Source organism: Pseudomonas sp. SDT291_1_S447, from assembly GCF_054070155.1.
This window is the reverse complement of record NZ_JBSVXS010000029.1, coordinates 19,920-42,858: the sequence shown is the minus strand read 5'-3', so window position 1 is coordinate 42,858 and position 22,939 is coordinate 19,920. Positions and strand designations below refer to the sequence as shown.

Annotated in this window: 19 protein-coding genes; 6 read left to right on the top strand and 13 right to left on the bottom strand. The window is 58.6% G+C overall.

The genetic code is table 11. The features are described 5' to 3' along the window. Positions 1 to 27 precede the first annotated feature (27 nt). Positions 28 to 1,107 (top strand): endonuclease/exonuclease/phosphatase family protein, encoded by a 1,080-nt coding sequence (locus tag ACW9IR_RS12495; RefSeq protein ID WP_457463450.1) that lies wholly within the window; start codon positions 28 to 30, stop codon positions 1,105 to 1,107. A 126-nt stretch (positions 1,108 to 1,233) separates the two neighbouring features. On the opposite strand, the gene ACW9IR_RS12490 is transcribed toward ACW9IR_RS12495, so the two are convergent. From ACW9IR_RS12490 to ACW9IR_RS12455, 8 genes are all read right to left on the bottom strand, one after another. Next, the gene (locus tag ACW9IR_RS12490) at positions 1,234 to 2,418 is read right to left on the bottom strand and encodes an MFS transporter (RefSeq protein WP_095121632.1); all 1,185 of its coding nucleotides are present in this window, start codon (positions 2,416 to 2,418) and stop codon (positions 1,234 to 1,236) included. After that, entirely contained in the window at positions 2,415 to 3,650 is a 1,236-nt protein-coding gene (locus ACW9IR_RS12485; protein ID WP_457463448.1) for an ATP-grasp domain-containing protein, read from the bottom strand. Before ACW9IR_RS12485 ends, ACW9IR_RS12490 begins: the two co-directional genes overlap by 4 nt. A gap of 36 nt (positions 3,651 to 3,686) precedes the next feature. Then, positions 3,687 to 5,069: an FAD-binding oxidoreductase gene (locus ACW9IR_RS12480; protein WP_457463446.1), complete on the bottom strand. Its 1,383-nt coding sequence runs from the start codon at positions 5,067 to 5,069 to the stop codon at positions 3,687 to 3,689. A 142-nt stretch (positions 5,070 to 5,211) separates the two neighbouring features. Next, positions 5,212 to 6,111 carry a hypothetical protein gene (locus tag ACW9IR_RS12475; RefSeq protein ID WP_457463444.1) on the bottom strand — a complete coding sequence of 300 codons (900 nt, stop codon included), beginning with the start codon at positions 6,109 to 6,111 and terminating at the stop codon, positions 5,212 to 5,214. A 22-nt stretch (positions 6,112 to 6,133) separates the two neighbouring features. After that, positions 6,134 to 6,877, bottom strand: coding sequence for an alanyl-tRNA editing protein (locus ACW9IR_RS12470; protein WP_457463442.1), 744 nt, complete (start codon positions 6,875 to 6,877; stop codon positions 6,134 to 6,136). A 12-nt stretch (positions 6,878 to 6,889) separates the two neighbouring features. Then, complete coding sequence (locus tag ACW9IR_RS12465) at positions 6,890 to 8,032, bottom strand: pyridoxal phosphate-dependent aminotransferase (protein ID WP_457463440.1); 1,143 nt, start codon at positions 8,030 to 8,032, stop codon at positions 6,890 to 6,892. After that, positions 8,029 to 9,612, bottom strand: coding sequence for a phenylalanine aminomutase (D-beta-phenylalanine forming) (locus tag ACW9IR_RS12460; protein ID WP_102899912.1), 1,584 nt, complete (start codon positions 9,610 to 9,612; stop codon positions 8,029 to 8,031). Before ACW9IR_RS12460 ends, ACW9IR_RS12465 begins: the two co-directional genes overlap by 4 nt. Positions 9,613 to 9,616: 4 nt before the next feature. Then, positions 9,617 to 10,630 carry a TauD/TfdA family dioxygenase gene (locus tag ACW9IR_RS12455; protein WP_457463437.1) on the bottom strand — a complete coding sequence of 338 codons (1,014 nt, stop codon included), beginning with the start codon at positions 10,628 to 10,630 and terminating at the stop codon, positions 9,617 to 9,619. A gap of 324 nt (positions 10,631 to 10,954) precedes the next feature. Here ACW9IR_RS12455 and ACW9IR_RS12450 point away from each other — a divergent pair, with 324 nt between their 5' ends. Then, the gene (locus tag ACW9IR_RS12450; protein ID WP_102899910.1) at positions 10,955 to 12,364 is read left to right on the top strand and encodes an amino acid permease; all 1,410 of its coding nucleotides are present in this window, start codon (positions 10,955 to 10,957) and stop codon (positions 12,362 to 12,364) included. A 40-nt stretch (positions 12,365 to 12,404) separates the two neighbouring features. Here the strand turns inward: ACW9IR_RS12450 and hrpB are convergent, their stop codons facing one another. Continuing rightward, positions 12,405 to 14,921, bottom strand: coding sequence for an ATP-dependent helicase HrpB (gene hrpB, locus ACW9IR_RS12445; protein WP_457463435.1), 2,517 nt, complete (start codon positions 14,919 to 14,921; stop codon positions 12,405 to 12,407). 110 nt (positions 14,922 to 15,031) lie between these two features. Between hrpB and ACW9IR_RS12440 the strand changes: the two genes are divergently transcribed. Further along, positions 15,032 to 15,451 (top strand): hypothetical protein, encoded by a 420-nt coding sequence (locus ACW9IR_RS12440; protein ID WP_007909665.1) that lies wholly within the window; start codon positions 15,032 to 15,034, stop codon positions 15,449 to 15,451. A 12-nt stretch (positions 15,452 to 15,463) separates the two neighbouring features. Beyond that, entirely contained in the window at positions 15,464 to 16,372 is a 909-nt protein-coding gene (locus ACW9IR_RS12435; RefSeq protein WP_102899908.1) for a cation diffusion facilitator family transporter, read from the top strand. Between the two features lie 27 nt (positions 16,373 to 16,399). Here ACW9IR_RS12435 and ACW9IR_RS12430 read toward each other — a convergent pair whose 3' ends face one another. Then, the gene (locus ACW9IR_RS12430) at positions 16,400 to 17,461 is read right to left on the bottom strand and encodes a DUF6515 family protein (RefSeq protein WP_102899907.1); all 1,062 of its coding nucleotides are present in this window, start codon (positions 17,459 to 17,461) and stop codon (positions 16,400 to 16,402) included. Between the two features lie 451 nt (positions 17,462 to 17,912). Here ACW9IR_RS12430 and ACW9IR_RS12425 point away from each other — a divergent pair, with 451 nt between their 5' ends. Further along, positions 17,913 to 18,392 carry an Lrp/AsnC family transcriptional regulator gene (locus ACW9IR_RS12425; protein WP_457463432.1) on the top strand — a complete coding sequence of 160 codons (480 nt, stop codon included), beginning with the start codon at positions 17,913 to 17,915 and terminating at the stop codon, positions 18,390 to 18,392. A gap of 280 nt (positions 18,393 to 18,672) precedes the next feature. Next, entirely contained in the window at positions 18,673 to 18,882 is a 210-nt protein-coding gene (locus ACW9IR_RS12420) for a DUF2788 domain-containing protein (protein ID WP_007909655.1), read from the top strand. Here ACW9IR_RS12420 and ACW9IR_RS12415 read toward each other — a convergent pair. From ACW9IR_RS12415 to ACW9IR_RS12405, 3 genes are all read right to left on the bottom strand, one after another. Then, a complete protein-coding gene (locus tag ACW9IR_RS12415; protein WP_457463429.1) occupies positions 18,877 to 19,512 on the bottom strand; it encodes a pseudouridine synthase in 636 nt (211 codons plus the stop codon). The genes ACW9IR_RS12420 and ACW9IR_RS12415 overlap by 6 nt on opposite strands. Before the next feature lie 70 nt (positions 19,513 to 19,582). Next, positions 19,583 to 21,082, bottom strand: a complete 1,500-nt coding sequence (gene amn, locus ACW9IR_RS12410) for an AMP nucleosidase (protein WP_161986511.1) — start codon at positions 21,080 to 21,082, stop codon at positions 19,583 to 19,585. 180 nt (positions 21,083 to 21,262) lie between these two features. Continuing rightward, positions 21,263 to 22,912 carry an acyl-CoA dehydrogenase family protein gene (locus ACW9IR_RS12405; RefSeq protein WP_457463426.1) on the bottom strand — a complete coding sequence of 550 codons (1,650 nt, stop codon included), beginning with the start codon at positions 22,910 to 22,912 and terminating at the stop codon, positions 21,263 to 21,265. Positions 22,913 to 22,939: the final 27 nt, after the last annotated feature.

The window sequence follows — 22,939 nt, the reverse complement described above, 5'->3', positions numbered from 1 at the left end:
ACTTTCTGTAACGCTATAAGCCGAGCCATGACCCGTCTACTGCGCTACACCCTGTTACTTGCCGTGCTCGCCCTCGTCCTGATCGGCGCGCTGATGTTCAGCCTGACCTGGCGCCCCGATGCCCGCGAAACCCTGCCGGTCAGTTGCACGGGGACGCCACCGACGCTGGTGCCGGGGCAGGCGCTGAAAGTCATGACCTGGAACGTGCAGTACCTCGCTGGCAAGCGTTACGTGTTCTGGAATGATCTGGCCCAGGGCAACGATGAAGCGCCGACCCTGGAAGACATGGCCTTCAGCCTCGATGAAGTGACGCGGGTGATCCGCGACGAGCAGCCCGATGTGGTGCTGTTGCAGGAACTGGATGACGGCGCCAAGGCAAGTGACTACCAGGATCAACTGAAGTTACTGCAGGAACGCGTTGCCGACCTGTATCCGTGCAGCGCCAGCGCGTTTGACTGGAAAGCCGAATTCGTCCCCGACGCTCATGTTTTCGGCAGTGTCGGGCGACAACTGGCGACCCTGAGCCGCTACCGCATCGAACACGCCGAGCGCCTGCAATTGCCGGTCGCCTCAGCCAACTTCATCAGCCGCCAGTTCCAGCCAAAAGATGCGCTGCTCGCGACCAAACTGCCCCTGAGCGATGGCGGGCAACTGACCGTATTCAATACCCATCTGGAGCGTGCCAGGCAACCCGACGACACTTTGCAGGCGCAAGTGAGCGCCGTGGCCAAAGTGCTCGACAAGTACGAAAGTCAGGGCCTGCCGTGGTTGATCGGTGGCGACTTCAATCTGCTGCCGCTGGGTCAATATCGTCGCTTGCCTGCCGAACAACGCATGCCCTACTCAGCCGACAGCGAACTGCATCTGCTGTGGGACAAGTACCCGATGATTCCGACCAACAACGAGGCCAGCGGCATCGACCGCGCGCAGTGGCTCACCCACTACCCCAACGACCCCGGCCTGAATGGTCCGGATCGCACGGTCGACTATCTGTTCTACAGCCCGAAGATCAAACGGGTCGAGGCGATGGTGCGGCAGGACGATACCTTGCGCATCTCTGATCATTTACCGGTGATCGCCCGCTTCCTGCTCCCCGCCGCCCCATAATCGAGATAATCCCGTGTAGGAGCAGCCTTCGGCAGCTCCTACGGGAGCACGTTTGAGTGGGTTTTCTCTTGATTGCGTGCAAAACAACCGACAGCAAAAACCGGCGACTGAATGCATCTCCCACCCTCAGGATGTCTGGGCAGACCTCTGCTCGATTTCAATGCCGATAAGCGGACGCTTCATGGCCATCGACACCCACGCGCCGACGGCTGCGATGACGCAGGCGGCAAATCCCAGCAGGAAGGACAGAAAGCTGAGTTCTTGCGCGACGGCCAGAAGTCCGAGCACCGCAGCGGTGGCTTCGGCGGCCCCCCACACACAGGTCTGCACAGCCATCGCGACAGAGCTGCGCCCGCGCCATATCTTCACGGCTTGAGCCTGATACAACGGGCCACAAATCATCTCGCCAATCACGATGAACACCACGACCAGAAACAGAACCGCCTGAGCTTGCGAGGAAATGGTCAACAGCAGGCAACCCGCGCCGATCAACAGGTTTGAGACAATCACCCGCGACAAACGCGACACCCGCTGAAAAAGCGCAGTTACGTAAACCTGGCTGAAAATGATGATGCCGCTGGCGACCAGAAACAGGATGCCCACCAGCTCACTGGAAAAGCGTTCGGTCGCGTAGGTAGGAAACACGTAATAAAATTGCGCATAACCCATCATCGTCAAAAAGTTGATGGCCATGAAGGCAACAACCTTGGGCGAAGCCTCGGGCAGTCCGGCCAAGGAGGCATTACCCGCTGGCTGCAATCCCGCTGACCGGGCCACATGAGGAATCAGCGTGGTGGACGCGGTTGCCATCACGCCTAACAATAATGGCAAGGCGACAAACCAGTAACCCGCGCCGGCCAGAATCAACGACGCAACAAAGGGCGCAACGCCAGCGCCAGCGTTGGCAGCGACATTTTCGTAGGACAGAACACGTTCATGCTCGGCCTCACCAAAGTACTGAACGATGTAGGAAATCTGGGAAATCGTAGCAATCGAATTCGCGACTCCGAACACTACCACCAGTGCGATCCACAGCAGTGTGTGGGTGATCCCCAGCGCTGCCGTCAGCAACATGCAGCACGCGGCGACCGCCACACAGAACAACGCAAGGGCAATTTCCCGCCGTCGGTCAACCTTGTCCAGCATCCCTTGAAAGGCCAATGCGCCAATGCGGTTTGAAACAATGGCGAAGCCGACGACGACGCCGGCAGCACTGGTGCTCAAGCCCACGGTCGAGTTTAGCCAGATGGCCATGAACGGGTAGAAACAGCTCCAGGCTGCAGACGAAAGAAACCGCACGAAATAGATCATTGGAATACCGGGCTTCTAGGGCCGCGATCAGTCAGAACGCGCACTTGAGCGATCTCGTCCACGACCACGTCGGCGTAGCCGGTCAGCATGCCAATCCATGCGTAGTCGGACGTACCGATCGGTACGATCAGGCTGCCGACATTGGCGATTGGCGTATGAATGGACGCCAGCGGCGGCATCTCCCAGTCTTGCACGACGGCCTCATGGTCCAGGCAATACCAGTAACTCAAGGTCTGTCGACACTGTTCGACAGGTGAGTAGTGAAGCGTGCCTTCCAGCAACCCCAACGGCAGCAACGCAACCTGTTGCAGCACGGTCGCCGGCGCCAGGTCGTAGGCCAAGGCAATTTGCTCGACGATACTTGCGCCGCCCAGACGTCCCATGTTGGCGTCGATCAGATAAGCCGTGGCTGGGGTGGCGATAAATTCGCAATGAAAGAAACCGTTATCGAATTCCGAGCGCTTGATCAGGTCGCGCACGGCCGTCTCCATTTTCGAACGAACGGAGGAAGCGATTACCCCATTGGCTGGAAACCGGTTGGCAACTTCAGTGAAACCGACACGATCACGTTTGGACACGCCCAGGAACGTCACCTGCCCGTTCTGTGCAAACCCTTCCATGCTGACGAGATCGCCCACGCAATGCGCCTGAACAATCCAGGTGATGTTTTCAGGATGATCGATTCCACTCTGCAGAATCGCTGACCTGATCACTTCAGCCGGATCGGCATCCGCCGCGATAGTCAGCAGCATCGTGGCCACCGCACCTGAACCAACCGAGGGTTTCAGCACCACGTCGTTGCCCACACCCGGCGTCAACCAAGGAATGTCGAGGGTTGCATCGGCCAGCGAAACGCAGGACTCGGCCGGAACATGTTCAGGTACCAAACGCCCGACGAATTCCTTGGACGACAATTTGGCAAATACGGCTGGCGGCGCATTGAAACCAAACTCTTCGGCAATCGCCGATACCACGGGAAACAGTTCATCAAAGAAGGTTGTAATGCTGTGAATCCGACCTGCCAATTCTGCATGAGTCTTCAAGTAGGAAGACAAGGCGTCTGCATCACTGAATCCTGGAATGCAGGTGACGCCCTCGAATACAGATTTGGCCGTGCCGTGAAAACCCGATGGGTCAACGGACAGAATCGGCTCGAAACCCACGCTGCGGATCGCATCGCAAACGTACTTGATGGAAACCTTGTTGATTCCAACGATCAAAATATGGCGCATCTTTCATATCCGTCCGTAAAAATGAAAAAAAGATGCTTATTGAGCATCGACAGTGCGTGGGTGATACATCTTGCCGGGGTTGAGGATGTTCGCTGGGTCCAGTGCCGCTTTGATCGCCCGCATGCAGTCAAGCGCCGCGCCGTGCTGGGCCGACATCCATTTCACTTTGCCCTCGCCGACGCCATGCTCACCGCTCACGGTTCCGCCGAACGACAATGCCCGACTCGACAAACGACTGAGGAAGGCTTGAATCGACACGCTTTCGTCTTCACCTTCCTGAAGCATGATCAACAGGTGAAAGTTGCCGTCGCCGACGTGGCCGATCAACGGCGCATCCAGCCCGGAAGCGGCGATGTCTGCCACGGTAGCGCTGATGCAGGCACTCAGGGATGACAGCGGGACACAGACATCCGTGGCCAGCCCCTTGCGCCCTTTGTAATACGCATGAAATGCCCACCAGGCGTCATGCCGGGCCTTCCACAGGGCCGTGCGCTCTTCGAGCCGATGGGAAATTTTCAGTTGGCCGCCAAACTCATGCGCGCAGTCGATAAAGCCTTTAACGCTACTGGCGACGGTTGAGGTGTCACCGTGGAACTCAAGAAACAGATGGGGATTTTCCGGCAAATTCAACGAAGGAGAGTAAGCGTTGCAGGCGCGAACGGCAGTGACATCCAACAGTTCGATGCGTGCGACGGAGAGGCCTTGGCCGAGTGCACTGGCCACCGTTTGCACCGCATCATCGACGGAGGCAAACGAGCAGACGCCAGCGACAATCGCTTCCGGCACCGGATGCAATCTGACGTCCAGCTCGCTGAACAGTCCAAGGGTTCCTTCCGAACCCACGGCAATCGCCAGCAGATCCAGGCCCATGGCGGATTTGGGCGCTCTTGAGCCGATTTGCGCCACCGTTCCGTCAGCCATTACCCAGCGTGCCGCTTTGACATTGGCAGCCATCGTCCCATAGCGCACGGAGTTGGTCCCTGAGGCGCGTGTCGCAGCCATTCCGCCCATCGAAGCATTGGCACCAGGATCGACTGAAAAAAACAGCCCCGTTTCGCGCAAGTGACTGTTCAATTGTTCGCGGGTGACACCCGGCTGAACCGTGGCGGTCATATCGGTCGTATTGATGCCGACAATTGCGTTCATCTCGGAACAGTCGATACAGACGCCGCCCTGCGGCGCGTTGATTTGCCCCTCGAGGGATGAGCGCGCTCCCGCGGCAATGACTGCCACGCCGTATTCGTGGCAGAGCGACACAACCTCAACGATTTCCTGCTCGTTTCGAACCGTGACGACGGCATCGGGCGGGCTCAACTGGACGCCGGGAGGCGCCTGGCAGAATTGTTGCCGGATGCTGTGTTCAAGCCGTACACGCTCGCCAAACAACTGACACAGTTTTTCAATTACCTGCGTATTCATTACTCTCGTCCCTGTTTTAACTGATCACTGTCCGATTTGTTTTTATCGGTCGCATTGCGGCGCCATCCCGCGCACTCCTTTGAGCAGTCGACTGACGCAGTTCATCCCACAGGGAGGACGGTGAATACCGTCCTCTCCATAATTACTCTTTATCTTCTTTCGCGGTTCGGGCAGCACGCCCGTCGTATTCGGGACGGCCCGAAACAATCAGGCCGAAGAAGTAAGGCTGAGCACCTGAATCCTCAAGTTGAGTACCTGATTTGTTATGCACTTCAATCAAGGAAAACAGATCGACGAGACGATCCTGAATCTGCTCTATTTCCGCGTCTTTCAGGGTCACCATCGAGCTGTATTTGAAAGAACCTGAAACATCAAAGTATTCACTTTTTTCAGGTTTGAGCAGTGATCGTTCCACCTCATGGCGCAGGAACATATCCTTCAACTTCAATGCGTCAACAGACCTTGGCATCCTCAGCGTGGGCGCATGACGGACAAACGGCTCTTGGGGGGCGTCGCGCTCCTTGGAGACAAGATTCAGAAAAGCTTCGGTCCGTTGATCATAAGCAAGACCAAGTTGCTGGCAAACCAGCTGCATTTCCGCAACCCCAGCGCTGTCCACCATATAGAGGTAGGTCATCAATGGCAGCAGTTCGAAGTTCTCTTCGAATGCCCTGATCACCTCTTCGGTAATAATGAACTCCCGCTCGTAGCGGCTCAGGCTCAATGCCCGACGCAATATCTTCGAATCATGCTCTCTGAGTTCGATTCTCGACGAAAGATCGGTGACCTCGACACCTTTGCCAAATAACATTTCATGCACATCGCCCGGCAACAGATCTCTGAAGTAGTGCCAGTAATAATCAAAGCTGGCTTTACTGTCGACATCGATACCCAAGTGATCATGCAGCTCTACGGCGGCATCGATGCTCAGGTATTTTCTTCCTGCCTCTACGTCGCGGTAGTAATTAGCCGAGAAAGGAATATTGACATCTTCGAGAAACGTCGAAATCTTCAGATGCCCGGCATCGATCCGCAGCTGCATCAAAAACGCACCAAACGCTCGTTTATTCTCCAAGCGCTTGAGCCTCTGCCGACAGCGTGATATTCACCCGGGTCGTGTTTTTCTTGATTTTCATACTGGAAGTTACCAAGCCTATTTCCTGCGTATTACGCACATGAACTCCCCCACAGGGAATTGACCAGTTTTCGCATTGCCACCAACGAAATCCATGTCCCTTGCTCGTATCCGCTTCCGTACGAATCTCATGACTTGCAGAGCAAAACGCGTTCAGGGCAGCGGTTGCCTGCCTCAAACTGTTTTCATCGAACTCTTCGATAAACTCGTATTGATTTTCCCCCCCGGCGTCACTCAACGGCGAACGTGCAGGGTGTGGAATCGAGCGCCCCAGCGTTTCTTCAAGCATGCAGTGGATCAAATGCATGGCTGAATGAATCCGCATCTGATGATATCGCAATGACCAATCAAGGGATGCAGTCGCCTTCTGGCCAACTGCGTGGGCGCTCAACAAGGCAAACGCTTCATCGTTGATATTCAGGTAATGCCGGATCTGATCGTCGCGCTTCTTCGTCGCGACGATTTCGAGTTCCGGCAAAGCGAAGCCTGCCTCCGTGACCGGAATGCTCAACACTCCTCGATCCCCGAGCTGACCGCCTCCTTGCGGGTAAAAGACCGTCTGGCCAAGGAGCGCAAAAGGCAGGCCCATGTCGTCGCGCTCAAGCAGATCGACTCGACAATCCAGCTGCTTCAGATACGGGTTTTCGTGAAACAAAGGCAGTGTTTCGCTCATTCTTACCTCGAGTCAGGTCTCTTTCATGGGTGTTGCAAACTGATGCGAAGCGCTTGGGATTTCCGAGCCGCCCCAATTCTGTCGAGAACTGTCGGTGTGCAGCTGTTTTCGAAGCACATCACACAATCCAGTCATTTGCATGTCGTTGCCAATCGAGATCCTGAGGCAGTGATCAAGGCCATAATCGGTCAACGGCGCAGTCAGGAAACCTTCACTTGCCAGGCAGGCATGCAACGCCTGGCACTCCTGCGTGTTTTCGAACTCGACAAATACAAAGTTGACGTACTGGCTTCTAGCCGCAATGCCACAGGCATTGAACAGACGGACGATCTTTTGCCCCCACGCGACGCAATGTGCCGCCGTTTTTTCCAGATGCTCGGTGTCCCACAGCGCGTACTCTCCAGCGCGGGCGGAAAACGCGCTGACGTTGTAGGGCGCACGACGCGCTTGCAGCACTGCAATCAGATCAGCACTGGCATAGGCCCATCCCAGCCGTAAACCCGCGAGCCCATAGGCCTTGGAAAACGTTCGCAGGCATATTGCGTTGTTGCGAATATTGACGACCTGCACACCTGGCGAGTTTTCCCGGTCCGGGGCGAACTCTGCGTACGCTTCGTCGATGATGACCGTCGTACTTTCCGGGATGGTGGCAACCAGCCTCAGCAGCTCAGCCGGCGGCAGATAGTCCCCCAGCGGATTGGATGGGTTCACCAGCACCACGACGTCCGGTTTTTGTTGCAGAGCCGTACTCAGCGCAGTTTCGTAACCTTCGCCCGCAACCGGAACCATCTCACTGTAGTCAGCGCCCAGTAGTTCGGCCCTGATTCTGTACATTTTGAAACTGTGCTGCTGAGCCACGAGGCGGCTGCCAGGTTTCAACAGACTGCGCAGTGCAATATCGATCAGTTCGTCAGACCCCGCCCCTGGCATCACTCGCGCAGGATCAACATTCCATCGCTCGCCAATAGCCGTGCGAAGCGACTTGTACGTCACCTCCGGGTACTCGCTCAGAAGCGCAGGCATCGATGTGCACAGATGCAGCGCCAGTGCCGATGCACCCAGCGGATTTTCGTTGGCATGCAAGCGAGCATCAGGCATCTCGGCGGGCACCGTAGCCTGCCCGGCCAAGACAGGGTTATCACTCGGCGAACTCATCGGCCATGCCCCCCGAGAACCTGCGCTACGAGACTTTCCAGATACCCGGTCAGCGCGATATCACGATCGAGATAAGGGATCAGCTCGCGCACCTGTGCATGCCACGCACGTCCGCGCGGACTCAGCTTGGCGCTACCGCGAATGTCTGCTGCCTGAGCTGCACAGATCAGTTCGAAGGCGATGACATAGCGCGTGTTCTGCAGCACTTCAGCCACACGACGCGCGGCAATAAGGCCGAAGGAAACCACGTCCTGAAAGTCAGCCGTGGTGGTCAGCGTCTGGATCGAAACCGGTGTGGCCAGCGAACGGTTTTCTGCAGTCAGGGAAGCCGACATGAATTGGCCGCCCATGAGGCCAAAACGCAGACCGCCATTTTCTGCACAGAGGAAAGACGGCAGACCGTTGCTGTTGGCTTTCGTCAGGAAACGATCTATTCGACGGTCGGCAAGGTTACACATCGTGATCATCGAAATCGTCAGATAATCCATGGCCGAAGCGATGTACTGCCCATGGAAATGGCCATTGTGGAACACCTCGCCATTCTCCGGCGTGACCAGCGGATTATCATTGGACGAGTTCAGTTCATTGGCCACTATCCGCTCGACAAATTCGATGGTTTCCAGTACCGGCCCCAGAATCTGCGGTGTGCAGCGAATCGAGTAGGCATCCTCGATGGGCATGGCTTCCTGGCGAACTGCGTCGGTGCGCAATGCACTCAGCTGCGATGAGAGCTCAATGTCATCGACCGCCAGTTCCGAACCTTGCAGATCGTCCCAGATGGTCTCGGCGATTTTCTGCTGGCCCAGATGCGGTTTCAACTTGTGGACGTCAGGGTGAAATGGACGTACTCGGGCCTGCAGTGACTCGAAAGAGAACGCCGAGATCGAGATGTATTGCTCAAGAAGCTGACGCGCCTCGACCACGTTCATCGCCGCGACAGCGACCATGCAGGACGTGCCATTGATCAGCGCCAGTCCTTCCTTGTAGCTCAAGTGCAACGGTTTCAGCTGCAACTGTTCAAGCGCCTGCGCCGCCGGAACGCGCACGCCATGGAGGTAAGCGTAGCCGTCACCGGTCAACATCCGCGCAACAGCCGCCAACGGTCCCAGATCACCGCTGGTGCCCAGGGAACCTTTGCTGGGAATCTCAGGAATCAGCCCGGCGTTGTAAATGGCAATGTATCGATCAAAGTTCTCCAGCGAGATCGCCGAGTTACCACGGGACAAAGAAACAATTCGTGCGAACATCGTGGCGCGGGCGACGCTGTCGGGGAAGCGCTCACCAACGTTCGTCGATACACCTTGAATAAGGTTGGATTGCAGCTCATGGGCTTTCTCGAGCGGCACAAGGTGATCCACGAACCCGCCCATGCCGGTGTTGACGCCGTAAATGACCGCCCCTTGCGCAACCAGATTTTCCAGCGCCTCTCTCGAGGCCTGGACGCGCTGTCGCGTGGCTTGCGAAGCGACCACGGTTTTCCCCGGTTGGGCAAACGCGATCAGGTCCTTGAGGCATACGTCGACTCCGGGAGTCAGTACAAACGTGCTATCGGAGGCGAAATTCCTTTCCTGAATTGTCATTTTTTCATCCTTGAACGGCGTATGACTGGTCACCGGCCCAATTGCCGATGATCACGTTAATGGTTCGGTTACCCGAGAATGCACGTCGTCCGTGCGCATACTGCAAATTATCGAGCAGAAGGATGTCGCCCTCGCCCAAATCGATATCCTGTTCCAGCCCGCGCACGGCGTGGAAAAGCGCCAGGGTCAGATCTTCCGGGAGCGGTTCACCGTCACCGAAGCACATGGCCTCCAGCAGTAGCGGGTTTTCGCGTTGCGCCGTCATCAATTCACGGGCGTCCTGCTCCCGACCGTCGATAAGCGCCCACTCGATCATGGCTGCCGCCCCCCAGAAATGCGCTTGATTGCTCCAGATATTTGCGCTGGTCAGGGGATGTGCACGCATCGGGGAAATACAGTCCTGCCAGAGGATCAGGTCCACGCCATTCCACTCGAAGTCCCATCCCCGGGCGCGGCAATGCATCTCGGCTTCAGCCTGACGGTGGGTCGAGAAAGTTTCCTGCCAACTCTTTTTCACGCCGGGCTTGAGACCGACCCGGTCTTCACTGGGTAACGTTCTACGTAATTTCAGGCCGCGCTCCGTCAGTCGTTGCAACATTGCCGGATCCACCAGACGTTCGAGTTTGCGCATGTCACCGATGACAGACTCGCCGCCCTTTCCAGCAGGCTCAACGCATACGAATGCGATGATCTCGGGAGGGCTTTTTACGTAGGCCATTTCCTGGTGAAGGATGACGGACCAGTCTGGCGGTGTGCGGGTCGCTTCCATCACCTTGCCCTGAATAGTCGAGCGCGGTGAGCTTCCACCCACGTAATCACGGGTTTCAAAGCCAAGTGCAGCAATGGCTGCCTCAAACACGCCGGGATCCCTGCACTGCCTGGCGGAGCGAATGAGCACCGCGCCGTCATCGAGCAACCGCGCACGAATGTCATCCGCGGCCTGCGAAAAAAAGTGCTTCGGATCAGCGTGTCCGCTGGTGACGAAATCAAATGGTGCTGTTGAATTGCTGCCCTTCACCTTCTCACTCCTTACGTCCCTGTAATCGTCGCATGTCCTTCCGCGGTGCATTAGATATCACCCCCTATTTACAAATTCAACAGATAGAAATATGTTTCTTCCGATAGATTTAATGCGCTCTTTCCCGCAACCACGCTGGTTCAAGGCCGCGGAAAAAAGCCAACCGATTGATATTCATGAGAAATAATTTCAAGGACGAGATGCACGAATGATCACGCAAAAAGCAGTCCTTCAGCGCGCGCAGCGGCTTCATCACCGCGGCGCAATCAACCGCGAAAGCCTTCCGGCAAGTTTTCTCAGCAAAATTCAGGCGAGCCCATTCCAATGAGCGGACCCGAAGCGCGCTCAGGCGTACTGAAACGCGGCCTGAAAAATCGACATATCCAATTGATCGCGCTGGGTGGCGCTGTGGGAACCGGGCTGTTTCTGGGTTCGGCGGGCGCACTCAAATCTGCTGGTCCGTCAATGATCCTCGGTTACGCGATTTGCGGTTTCGTCGCTTTCCTGATCATGAGGCAGTTGGGCGAAATGATCGTTGAAGAACCCGTCGCAGGCTCGTTCAGCCACTTCGCCCATAAGTATTGGGGCGGATTCGCCGGATTTCTGTCGGGATGGAATTGCTGGATGTTGTACACCCTGGTGGGCATGTCCGAACTGACTGCCGTCGGCAAATATGTTCATTACTGGTGGCCCGATATTCCGACCTGGGTGTCGGCCGCAGTCTTTTTTGTACTGATCAATGCCCTCAACCTGATCAACGTGAAAATATTCGGTGAGGCCGAATTCTGGTTCGCCATCATCAAGGTCCTGGCAGTGATCGGCATGATCGCCATGGGCAGCTATCTGCTGGTCAGCGGCCAAGGTGGCCCGCAAGCGAAGGTCAGCAACCTGTGGGAACACGGCGGATTTTTCCCACATGGACTCGGCGGACTGGCGATGTCCATGGCGGTCATCATGCTGTCCTTCGGTGGTCTGGAAATGCTCGGTTTCACCGCGGCCGAAGCCGATAAACCGCAGACCGTGATTCCCAAAGCGATCAACCAGGTGATTTATCGCATTCTGATTTTCTACGTCGGCGTACTTGTCGTGCTGCTGTCGCTGATGCCGTGGGACAGTCTGGTCATCTCACTCAATGCAGCTGGAGACACCTACAGCGCCAGTCCTTTCGTTATGGTGTCGTCGATGCTCGACAGCGCCACCGCGGCGCACATTCTCAATTTTGTAGTGCTGACCGCTGCGCTGTCGGTCTATAACAGCGGTACTTATTGCAACAGCCGCCTATTACTGTGCCTGGCCGAGCAAGGTGATGCTCCGCAAAGCCTGACCAGGATCGATCGGCGCGGCGTCCCCGTACGCTCGATTCTTGCGTCTGCCGCTGTGACCCTGTTTGCCGTGCTGATGAACTACGTAATCCCGCAATATGCGTTGGAGCTGCTGCTGTCACTGGTGGTTGCGACGCTGGTGATCAATTGGGTGATGATCAGCCTTTCCCACTTCAAGTTTCGCCAACATCTGAACAGGGCCGGGCGCAAGCCATTATTCAAAGCACTCTGGTACCCCTACGGTAACTATGTGTGCCTTGCATTCCTGGCCTTCATCCTCGGCGTCATGCTGCTCGACCCCGTCATTCGCATCGCGGTGTACGCGATTCCCCTGTGGATCGGATTGATGTGGTTTTGTCATGGCATCAAGCATCGACGCACTGCTGCGCAGGGCCTCTACGGGGAAACCTGAACCACTGAGCGCCCCCACCGATCAAGTCGCGCCGGTAGCTCTACTTGCGCGGCTTGATCCGCGCAGTCGCCTCGGCCACCAACGGATCATCCGGCCAATAATGCTTCGGATAGCGCCCCTTCAAATCCTTCTTCACCTCGGCATAGGTGCTGCGCCAGAAATTGGCCAGATCCTGCGTCACCTGCACCGGCCGCCGCGCAGGCGATAGCAGATGCAATTTTACCACCTGCCGCCCGCCGGCAATCCGCGGCGTATCCGCCAGCCCGAACAATTCCTGCAAACGCACCGCGAGAATAGGTGGAAACTCGCTGTAATCCAGACGAATCGACGACCCCGACGGCACGCTCAAATGATGCGGCGCCAGCTCATCGAGCTTTTGCGGCAACGGCCAGAGCAGCAGATTACGGACGATGCTCGACAGATCCAGGCTGGCAAAATGGCTGAGCCGTGAGACCTTGCCCAGATAGGGCATCAGCCAACCTTCGAGGGTGTTCAGCAACGTCGCGTCGCTTACATCCGGCCACTGACTGTCATCCTGATGGTTCAACTCCAACTGCCGCAACAACGCCACCCGCGCCTGCCACTGACGCAGTTCCGGCGTCCATGGCAGCAGCTCCAGACCTTTGCGCCGCACCAGATTGACCAGCGCCTGACTGCGCGCATTTTCATCGAGGCCGGTCAGCGGTTCACGGCTGAGAATCAGCTCGCCGACCTTGCGCTGCCGCTCGGCGCGAAGCACGCCTTCGCGCTCGTCCCAGTCCAGTTGATCGACGTTGCGCACCTGTTCGGCCAGCACCGAATCGAACAGCGCCGGATCGAAATCCGCTGCCAGATAAATCCGTTCTTCGCGCTGGCCCTGACGGCTGCCAAGATCAGCGATGACGATCCACGGCTCTTTCATCAGGCTGTCAGCTTCGGCGAACAGCGCCGCACGACCGTTGGCCAGACGATATTCAGCGCCACCGGCTCGCCGCTGTTGCGCGACGCGATCCGGATAAGCCAGCGCCAGCAAGGCACCGAGCCAGCGCGGATGATCGGGATCGCTGACCGGCTCGCTGGCCTTGCCACGCAGATAACCACGATATTGCCGCGCCAATTGCTTAGCGCGCTGCACCCCGCCCTGCGCACCACGGGCGGCACGTTCCTCGCCGGACAGCAGCACCAAGCGACTATGCAAATCCGCGCCGGCGCCACGCAAGATATCGCGCTCGCCGAGCAACGCGGCGACGTCACAGGCCATGTCCGCCAGACCCAACGCCTGACCCCGCAGCAACAAATGACCGATGCGCGGATGCGCCGGCAATTCAGCCATGGCCTGACCGTGCGTGGTCAGAGATTCGCCTTCCAGCGCGCCAAGTCGCTGTAACAGATCCTGCGCCTGTGCATAAGCCGCCGCCGGTGGAAGATCCAGCCAGACCAGTTCCCCCGGCGTCACGCCCCAACGCCCCAGTTGCAGCGCGAGGCTGGCGAGATCCGCCGAAAGAATTTCCGCACTGCCATAAGCCGCCAGCTGTTCGTGCTGATCCTGCGACCACAAGCGATAGCAAACGCCCGGCTCGAGTCGCCCTGCCCGGCCCGCACGCTGGGTGGCGCTGGCCTTGGAAATCCGCTGAGTATCGAGGCGCGTCATGCCGCTGCCCGGATCGAAACGCGGCACCCGCGCCAGCCCGGCATCAATGACTACGCGCACGCCATTGATGGTCAGACTGGTCTCGGCGATGTTGGTCGCCAGCACCACTTTGCGCTGACCGGCCGGGGCCGGATCAATCGCCGCACGTTGTGCGTTGAGGTCGAGTTCACCGTGCAACGGACACAGCAACACATCGCCGCGCTCACCAATGGCGTCGGCCAATTGTTGATGCACACGACGGATTTCCGCCTGCCCCGGCAGAAACACCAACAGGCTGCCGGTTTCATCGTGCAGCGCTTCGAGCACGGTTTGCGTGACACGTTGGTCGATATATTCGCCGGGCTGAAACGGCCGGCCCCAGCGCATCGTCACCGGATACATGCGGCCTTCGCTGCGCAGGATCGGCGCATCATCGAGCAACCCGGCCAGACGCTCGCCTTCCAGCGTGGCCGACATCAACAAAATCTTCAGCGGCTGTTCAGCTCGGAACAGCTCGCGACCGTTCAAACTGAGCGCCAGCGCCAGATCGGCATCGAGGCTGCGTTCGTGGAATTCGTCGAAGATCAGCAAGCCCACGCCTTCCAGCGCCGGGTCATCCTGCAAGCGACGAGTGAGAATGCCTTCGGTGACCACTTCGATGCGTGTGTTGGGGCCGACCTTGCTGTCGAGACGAATGCGGTAACCAACGGTTTCACCGACCTTCTCGCCCAGCTCGCTGGCCAGACGTTCCGCCGCTGCGCGCGCGGCCAGACGGCGCGGTTCAAGCATCAGAATGGTCTGCCCGGCCAGCCACGCTTCATTGAGCAAAGCCAAGGGCACGCGGGTGGTTTTACCGGCGCCGGGCGGTGCTTCGAGCACGACTTCGTGGCGCGTCGCCAAGGCTTCACGCAGGGCGGGTAAAACGTCATCGATTGGCAAAGAATTCATGCTGGCTCCCAAACAGAGGGCCGAGTATAACGGCGAACTGCTGGGCGTTCGTCAGGGTCTTAATTCCAGACGACTACGCTTCGTTATCAGATGACTCAGGAGATTTTCCCATGCGCTTACCTTTTCGCCTGATCGGCGGTGTACTGGTCGCCACCCTGCTCACGCAAATCACCGCGTGCGGTTCGATTTTCTACCCGGACCGGCGCGGTCAGATCGACGGCAAGATCGACCCGGCGATTGCCGTGCTCGACGCCGTGGGCTTGCTGTTCTACGTCATTCCCGGCCTGATCGCGTTTGCCGTCGACTTTGCCACCGGTGCGATCTACTTTGAACCGGGCCACACCGCGCAGATCGACCCGGCCAAACTCAAGCAAGCCATCGGCCCGGACGGTCAGGTCGATAATCACAAGTTGCAGGCTATTCTCGAAAGCGAGTTGGGCCGAGACTTTCCTCTCGACGATCCGCGCCTGATTCAACACAAGGGCAGCACTCAACAATTGGCGATGTTCGGCCTGCAACCCGCCGCTTAATAAGGAAGTTAAATGACCTCCAGCCCCGAACACGCCCGCCTGCTACGGCTGGCGACCCGCGCCTCGGTGGCGGTCGCGTGCACACTGATCATCGCCAAAGCCATCGCCTGGTGGCTGAGCGGTTCGGTGAGCATGCTCGCCGGCCTCACCGACTCGGCGCTGGATGGCGTCACTTCGCTGCTCAATCTGCTGGCGGTGCATTACGCGCTGCGCCCGGCCGATGACGATCACCGTTATGGCCACGGCAAAGCGGAATCGCTGGCGGGGATGGCGCAGGCGCTGTTCATTGGCGGCAGTGCGGTGTTGATTGCGTTTCAGGCCTACGAACGCATCCAGCACCCGGAACCGCTTGGCGCGCCGTGGATCAGCATTGGCGTGATCATTTTCTCATTGCTGCTGACGGTGGCCTTGCTGGTGCTGCAGCATCGAGTGATCAAGCAGACCGGCTCCAACGCCGTGCGTGCCGACTCACTGCATTACCGATCCGATCTGTTACTCAACGGCAGTATTCTGGTGGCGCTGATGTTGGCCGGGTTCGGCTGGCATCAACTGGATGCCTGGTTCGGACTCGGCATTGCGGCCTATATCCTGTGGAGTGCAATCCAGATCGCCCGGGAAAGTTTTTCGGTGTTGATGGATGAGGAACTGCCAACCGACGTCAGCCAGCACATGCTCGAACTGGCGTGCAGTGTGCCCGGCGTGTTGGGCGCGCATGACTTGCGCACGCGGATTTCCGGCAACCACTGGTTTGTGCAGTTGCACCTGGAGTTGCCGGGGGAATTGACCTTGTCAGTGGCGCACGGCATCAGTGATCAAGCCGCCGATGCCATTCACAAGGCCTACCCGCGAGCCGAAGTGCTGGTGCACGCCGATCCGATAAAAGCAGCGACAAGCCGCGAGCCGCAAGCTTCAAGCTTGTAGCTGGAAACTTGCAGCTCGCCGCTGCTCTTACTGGACCTGATAGCCGCGACTGCTCAGGCAATTGCCCTGAGCCTGGCGATACGCCTGAACCACTTCAGGCGCTGGCTGATAGGTCGCGGTGCGCGGATCAAAACCGCTTTGCTGCACGGCGTACTGATAGCACTGGTAACCGTCTTGCTGCGCCTGCTCCGGCGACTGGCCGTTGGCCGGGTACGCTTCAACGTCATAGCCTTGAGACTGCGGTTGCGGCTGCTGCTGAACCGGCGGTTCGACCACGATGTAATCCTGCGTCGCTTCCTGATACGCGTAGTAGGAACCAGCGGCGAGGAACAGCAGCGAACCACCGATCCACACTTCTCGGGCGTAATCCGGCAAATACTGGATGCGGATCCCGCGCGGCGGTTGCACAACGATGTAGCGCGGGCCTTGCGGGCGATACCAGTAACCGCCGGAAAAGAAGTAATCCTGCCCGCGATACGGCACGCGGTAATCGCGATCCGGGAAGCGGTCGATCACGTGCCCCGGCCGATATTGCGGGCCAGGCCCCCAACCGTTGCCGTGACCGTCTGGACGCCCAGGCCAGCGATTGTCGTTGGGCCGATTGTTGGTCTGCCAATGCTGGTTGTTGTAGCCGTTCTGCGGGCGCTCGTCGCGGTAGTAACCCTGACGCGGTTCCTGGGTCTGGCGCACGGCGTCGGGCCGTGGCTGGATCGGCAGGCTGTTGGCCGGCAGTTGCGGCGGCGGTGGTGGCTGCCGCACCGGATTGGGGTTGTAGGCCGGGCGATTCTGGTCGCGGTTCTGCCACTGGCCATTGTTGTTGCCGTTGTGCTCGAACTGGCGGCTGTTGTCGCCACGAATGATCTCGTTGTTCTGCGGACGCGGTTGATTCTGTTGCGGCTGATTCTGCGATGGATTGTTCTGCGGACGCGGCTGATTGTTGCCGCCACGGCCCTGATTGTTGCCCTGATGATCCTGGCCGTGGCCTCCGCCATCCGGGCCGCGATTCTGTGGCTCATCGGCAAGCGCTTGCACACTGACACTCACACACAGCAAACCAACACCGGCCAGACGCCAGATGCGCGAATTCATGCTTTTTCTCACTGCGGGGCCTGCAAATGTAAGAGGACTTGTCACTAAGACCGGGAATACACACGCCCGGTTCTGCAACAGGTTATCAGTCGCGCAACTTATTTATTGAGCGCCCGACATGAAATCGCAGGCAAGAAAAAAGGGAGACCCGTCGGCCTCCCTTCTAGAGAACTTCGTCCTGGCTCGACGCTTTTGACGTCGGCTCACCTCACGCCGTCTTCTGGACAGTGTGCAGCTCGGGGGCCGGCACAACCCCGGTGGGGGTGGCGGCCGCGGCAGGCCGGATAGGGCGGGCCGCGTGGACTGTGTTACCGAGCAGTGATTCTGGTGATAAGAATAGGCCTGAGGCGGCGACAGAGGATTGCGAAGATTGCTGAAATAAACACCACTTGCGCAATTTTTAACCCTGGATAGATAATCCGCCGCAATAGTTACAACCAAGGACAGATTGATGAGCAAACTCGACCGTTACGACCTGAGCATTTTGGCGGAATTGCAGCGCGACGCCCGCATCTCCAACCAGGAATTGGCCGAGCGCATCGGTCTGTCACCCTCCCCTTGCTCACGCCGGGTCAAGCAACTGGAAGACGACGGGTATATTTCGCGCCAGGTGGCATTGCTCGATCGCAAAATGCTTGGGTTGAGCCTGACGGCTTATGTGCTGATCGGCATGGACCGGCATACACCGGAGCGTTTCGAGAACTTCGAGGCAGCGATTCGCACGTTGCCGCAGGTGTTGGAGTGCAGTCTGGTGACGGGCGTGGATGCCGATTACCAGTTGAAAGTGGTGGTGCCGGATATGGATCACTATCAGAAATTGTTGCTGGGGCATTTGACGCGGATTGAAGGGGTGACCAGTGTTCGCTCGAGTTTTGTTCTGAATCAGGTGTTGAGCAGCACCGAACTGCCGCTGACTCATTTGCGTAGCTGATCAAGGGCACCCTCACCCCAGCCCTCTCCCCCAGGAGAGGGAGCCGACCGAGGTGTCTGCTGTCATACATCGACCTGAAAGATTGAGTCGATTATGGATTCACAACAGAACGTTCAGGTCGGCGTATTTTGCGAGCATTCCCCGGTCAGTCCCCTCTCCCTCTGGGAGAGGGCTAGGGTGAGGGCAAAGGCTTCGGATCAGACCCAGATCAATGCCACCCCACACACCTTGGCGTATACTCGCCGCGCCCTTTTAGCCCCATGCGCGCCGGAGAAACCCAATGGATCCAGCATTATTAGAAGAGTGGATGATGACCGGCCTGGTCAGCATCCTGATCATTTTCATGGGTTTCATCGTCTGGGATCTGGCGAAGAAGTCCAAGGCCGGGCGCTTTGGCTCGTTCATTCTGTTCTTCGTGCTGGGCCTGGGCGTGGCCGCGTTCATCATCAAGAGTGTGGTGATCGGCCTGATCGAATCCGGCGCTTTATAAGCGCGCCGGCACTTCCTTCCACTGGCCCTGATCAAGCCCTTCGATCGTCCAGTCACCAATCCTGACCCGCACCAGGCGCAACGTCGGCAACCCGACCGCCGCGGTCATGCGCCGTACCTGACGATTACGCCCTTCGCGAATCACCAATTCCAGCCATGAAGTCGGAATGGTCGCGCGAAAGCGTACCGGCGGATTGCGCGGCCACAACTGCGGCTCATCCAGTTGCCGCGCTTCGGCAGGCAAGGTCATACCGTCGTTCAATTCGACGCCGTCACGCAAACGCTGCAGCTGTTCGGCTGTCGGCACGCCCTCAACCTGTACCCAGTACGTCTTCGCCAGTTTGTGTTTCGGGTCGGCGATGCGCGCCTGCAACTGCCCGTCGTTGGTCAGCAGCAACAAGCCTTCACTGTCGCGATCAAGGCGTCCGGCCGGGTAGATACCGGGCACATTAATGTAATCCTTGAGCGTCGCCCGCCCTTCACCGTCGCTGAATTGCGTGAGCACATCGAACGGTTTGTTGAACAGGATCAGTTTCGGCTCGGCCGGTGGTGCCTTGGCAACACGGCGCGGGGAAGAAGACTGAGGCTTCACGCCAGGACGGCGGGAAGGTGGACGTGGAGGACGGGACATGGCGAAAAGAACATCTAACGGTCAGGGCTGCCAATGCTAGTAGCCTGACCGTTAAATGACCATCAACAAATCAGCGGAACGGCGGTTCGTCGAAGCTGCGCAGTTTGCGCGAGTGCAGCGAGTTGAGTTCGGTGCGCAGCAGATCCACCGCTTCGATGCCGATCTTCAAGTGCTGGCTGACCGCGCGTTCATAGAAGGCGTTGGCCGAACCCGGCAGCTTGATTTCGCTGTGCAGAGGTTTATCCGAGACGCACAGCAACGTACCGTACGGCACCCGCAAGCGATAACCCTGCGCGGCAATCGTGCCGCTTTCCATGTCTACCGCGACGGCGCGGGACAGGTTGATCAACGGCCGTTCCTGCGCCCAACGCAATTCCCAGTTACGGTCGTCGTAGGTCAGAACGGTGCCGGTACGCAGGCGTTTTTTCAGGTCATCGCCCTTCTCGCCGGTGACATTCGCCGCTGCCTGTTGCAACGCCATTTGCACTTCGGCCAGCGCCGGGATCGGAATGTTCGGTGGCACCACACGGTCGAGAATGCCATCGCGACGCATGTAAGCGTGGGCCAGCACATAGTCACCAATGGTCTGCGACTGACGCAGGCCACCGCAGTGACCGATCATCAGCCAGCAATGCGGACGTAGCACCGCCAAGTGGTCGGTGATGTTCTTGGCATTGGACGGGCCGACGCCGATGTTGACTAGCGTGACGCCGTGGCCATCGCTGGCGATCAGGTGATAGGCCGGCATCTGGTAACGGTGCCAGACCACACCGGCAGCAATCGCCGACGCCTCGCCGTGATCCATGCCTTTCTCGATGATCACGTTACCCGGCAACACCATGCGCACGAAACGCGGGTCACTGCGCAGTTGCTCCAGACCATGAACGATGAACTGGTCGACGTAGCGGTGATAGTTGGTCAGCAGAATCCACGGCTGCACATGGCGCCAGTCGCTGCCGGTGTAGTGCACCAGACGCCGCAGCGAGAAGTCCACACGCGCGGCGTCGAACAGCGCCAGCGGCAGCGGATCGGTGTTTTCCCAATCGTACAGGCCGTCGGCGATGCCATCGGTGGCGGCGGACAGATCGGTACTCGGGAACACCCGCGCCAGCACGGCAGCGGTGACGCCGGAACCGGCCAGTTCATCGCCCTGCTCGACCACATACGGATACGGAATGTTCTGCTGACTGACGCCGACTTCCACGGTCACGGTGAAGTCGTGCATCAACGGCACAAGCTGCTCGAGCAGGTATTTGCGAAACGCCGCCGGGTGGGTAACGGTGACGCTGTAAGTGCCTGGCAGTTGCACCTTGGCGTAAGCGCGGGTGGTCTGCGGGACTTCGCCCTGGCAGTGATAGGTCAGACGCAGTTCGGGATAACGAAACAGAGCACGCTGCGCAGCGTCGGGTTCGACGCGATCCTTGAGGTAACGCTTGAGCGCCGAGTTCAGCGCAGTGGTGGCCCGCTCATGCAGCTCGGCCAGACGATCCACGGCTTGTTCGGCGGTTTGAACGACAATAAACGCTTCGGTCACGATCAGCTTCCTGTGTTCTGACTTGCAGAGCTTCATCTTGCCTGCATCGTGGCGTCACGGGAACAGTGGCATGTTGGCAACCGCACAATATGTCAGGCATACCCGATCCCTGTAGGAGTGAGCCTGCTCGCGATAGCAGTCTACCTGTCGACATTTGCATTGACTGATACACCGCTATCGCGAGCAGGCTCACTCCTACAAGGGATTTGTGGTGGGTCAGAGAATCTGTGGCGTTGAGCGGGCGACGATGGCTTCGACGTCCAGCCCACGCGGCAAGGCGCCGTAGGCGCGGCCACCACCGCTCAGGCGGCTGGCAATAAAGGCATCGCTGACAGCTGAGTTCCCGGCCTCCAACAGGAGCTTGGCCTGCAAACCAAGCGCGATGTCTTCAGTCAGTTGCCGCGCCCGATACTGAATGTCGCTGGTATCCTTGAACTGCGCCTGCAATTGCTGAATATGCGCAGCCAAACGCTTGTCACCATGACCGTCACCGAGTTCGCTGAACAACACATCCAGCACACCCGGCTCTTTCGATAACGCGCGCAGCACATCCAGACACTGCACGTTCCCCGAGCCTTCCCACGTCGAGTTCACCGGCGCCTCGCGGTACAGACGCGGCAGAATACTGTCCTCGACATACCCGGCACCGCCCATGCATTCCGCTGCTTCGTTGATCATCCCCGGCGCACGTTTGCAGATCCAATATTTGCCCACCGCTGTCACCAGCCGCGCGAATTGCGCTTCATGGCGATCATCCAGATGATCCAGCGCCTTGCCCATGCGCAAACTCAGGGCCAGCGCGGCTTCGCTTTCCAGGGCCAGATCGGCCAGCACGTTTTGCATCAATGGCTGCTCGCTGAGCAGTTTGCCGCCGACCTTGCGGTGCGCGCAGTGATGACTGGCCTGGGTCAGCGCCTGACGCATCAGCGAACTGGAACCGACCATGCAATCGAAGCGAGTCATCGCCACCATTTCGATAATGGTCGGCACACCGCGCCCTTCTTCCCCGACCATCCACGCCAGCGCGCCACGAAACTCCACTTCACTGGAAGCGTTGGACTGGTTGCCGAGTTTGTTTTTCAGGCGCTGGATATAGAACTGATTACGCGTGTCGTCCGGGCGATGGCGTGGCAGCAGGAAGCAGCTCAAACCCTTGTCGGTCTGTGCCAGCGTGAGGAACGCATCGCACATCGGCGCCGAGCAGAACCACTTGTGCCCGACCAGTTCATAGGCCTGCCCCGGACCACTGGCGCCGACCGGGTAAGCCTTGGTGGTGTTGGCGCGCACGTCGGTGCCGCCCTGTTTCTCGGTCATGGCCATGCCGATGGTCACGCCGGCCTTGTGCGTCATGCCGACGTTGCGCGGATCGTATTCGCTGGCGAGGACTTTCGGCAGCCATTGCTCAGCGATGTTCGGCTGCAAGCGCAGGGCCGGCACGCTGGCAAAGGTCATGGTCAACGGGCAACCGCTGCCGGCCTCGGCTTGGCTGTGCAAATAAGTCATCGAGGCGCGGGCGACATGGGCGCCGTCCTGTGGATGCGCCCACGGCAATGACGTCAGTCCGTGTTCGATCGCCGTGCGCATCAGCTCGTGATAAGCCGGGTGAAACTCCACCAGATCGATGCGATGGCCATAACGGTCATGGCTGGCGAACGTTGGTTTGTTCTGGTTGGCGAGGAACCCGGCTTCCATCAACGGACCACCGGCGAGCGCGCCGTAAGCATCGATCCGCGACTCCGCCCAACCAGCACCAAAACGTCGCGACCATTCCTGCAACGGCAGGTCGATGCGGTACAGATTGGTGCCGTCCAGCGACGGTGGCTGGTTGGTGACTTCGTGGGTTTCGGCGAACTGATGCAGGTTCATGACGGGGCTCCTTTGGGCAACCAAGGA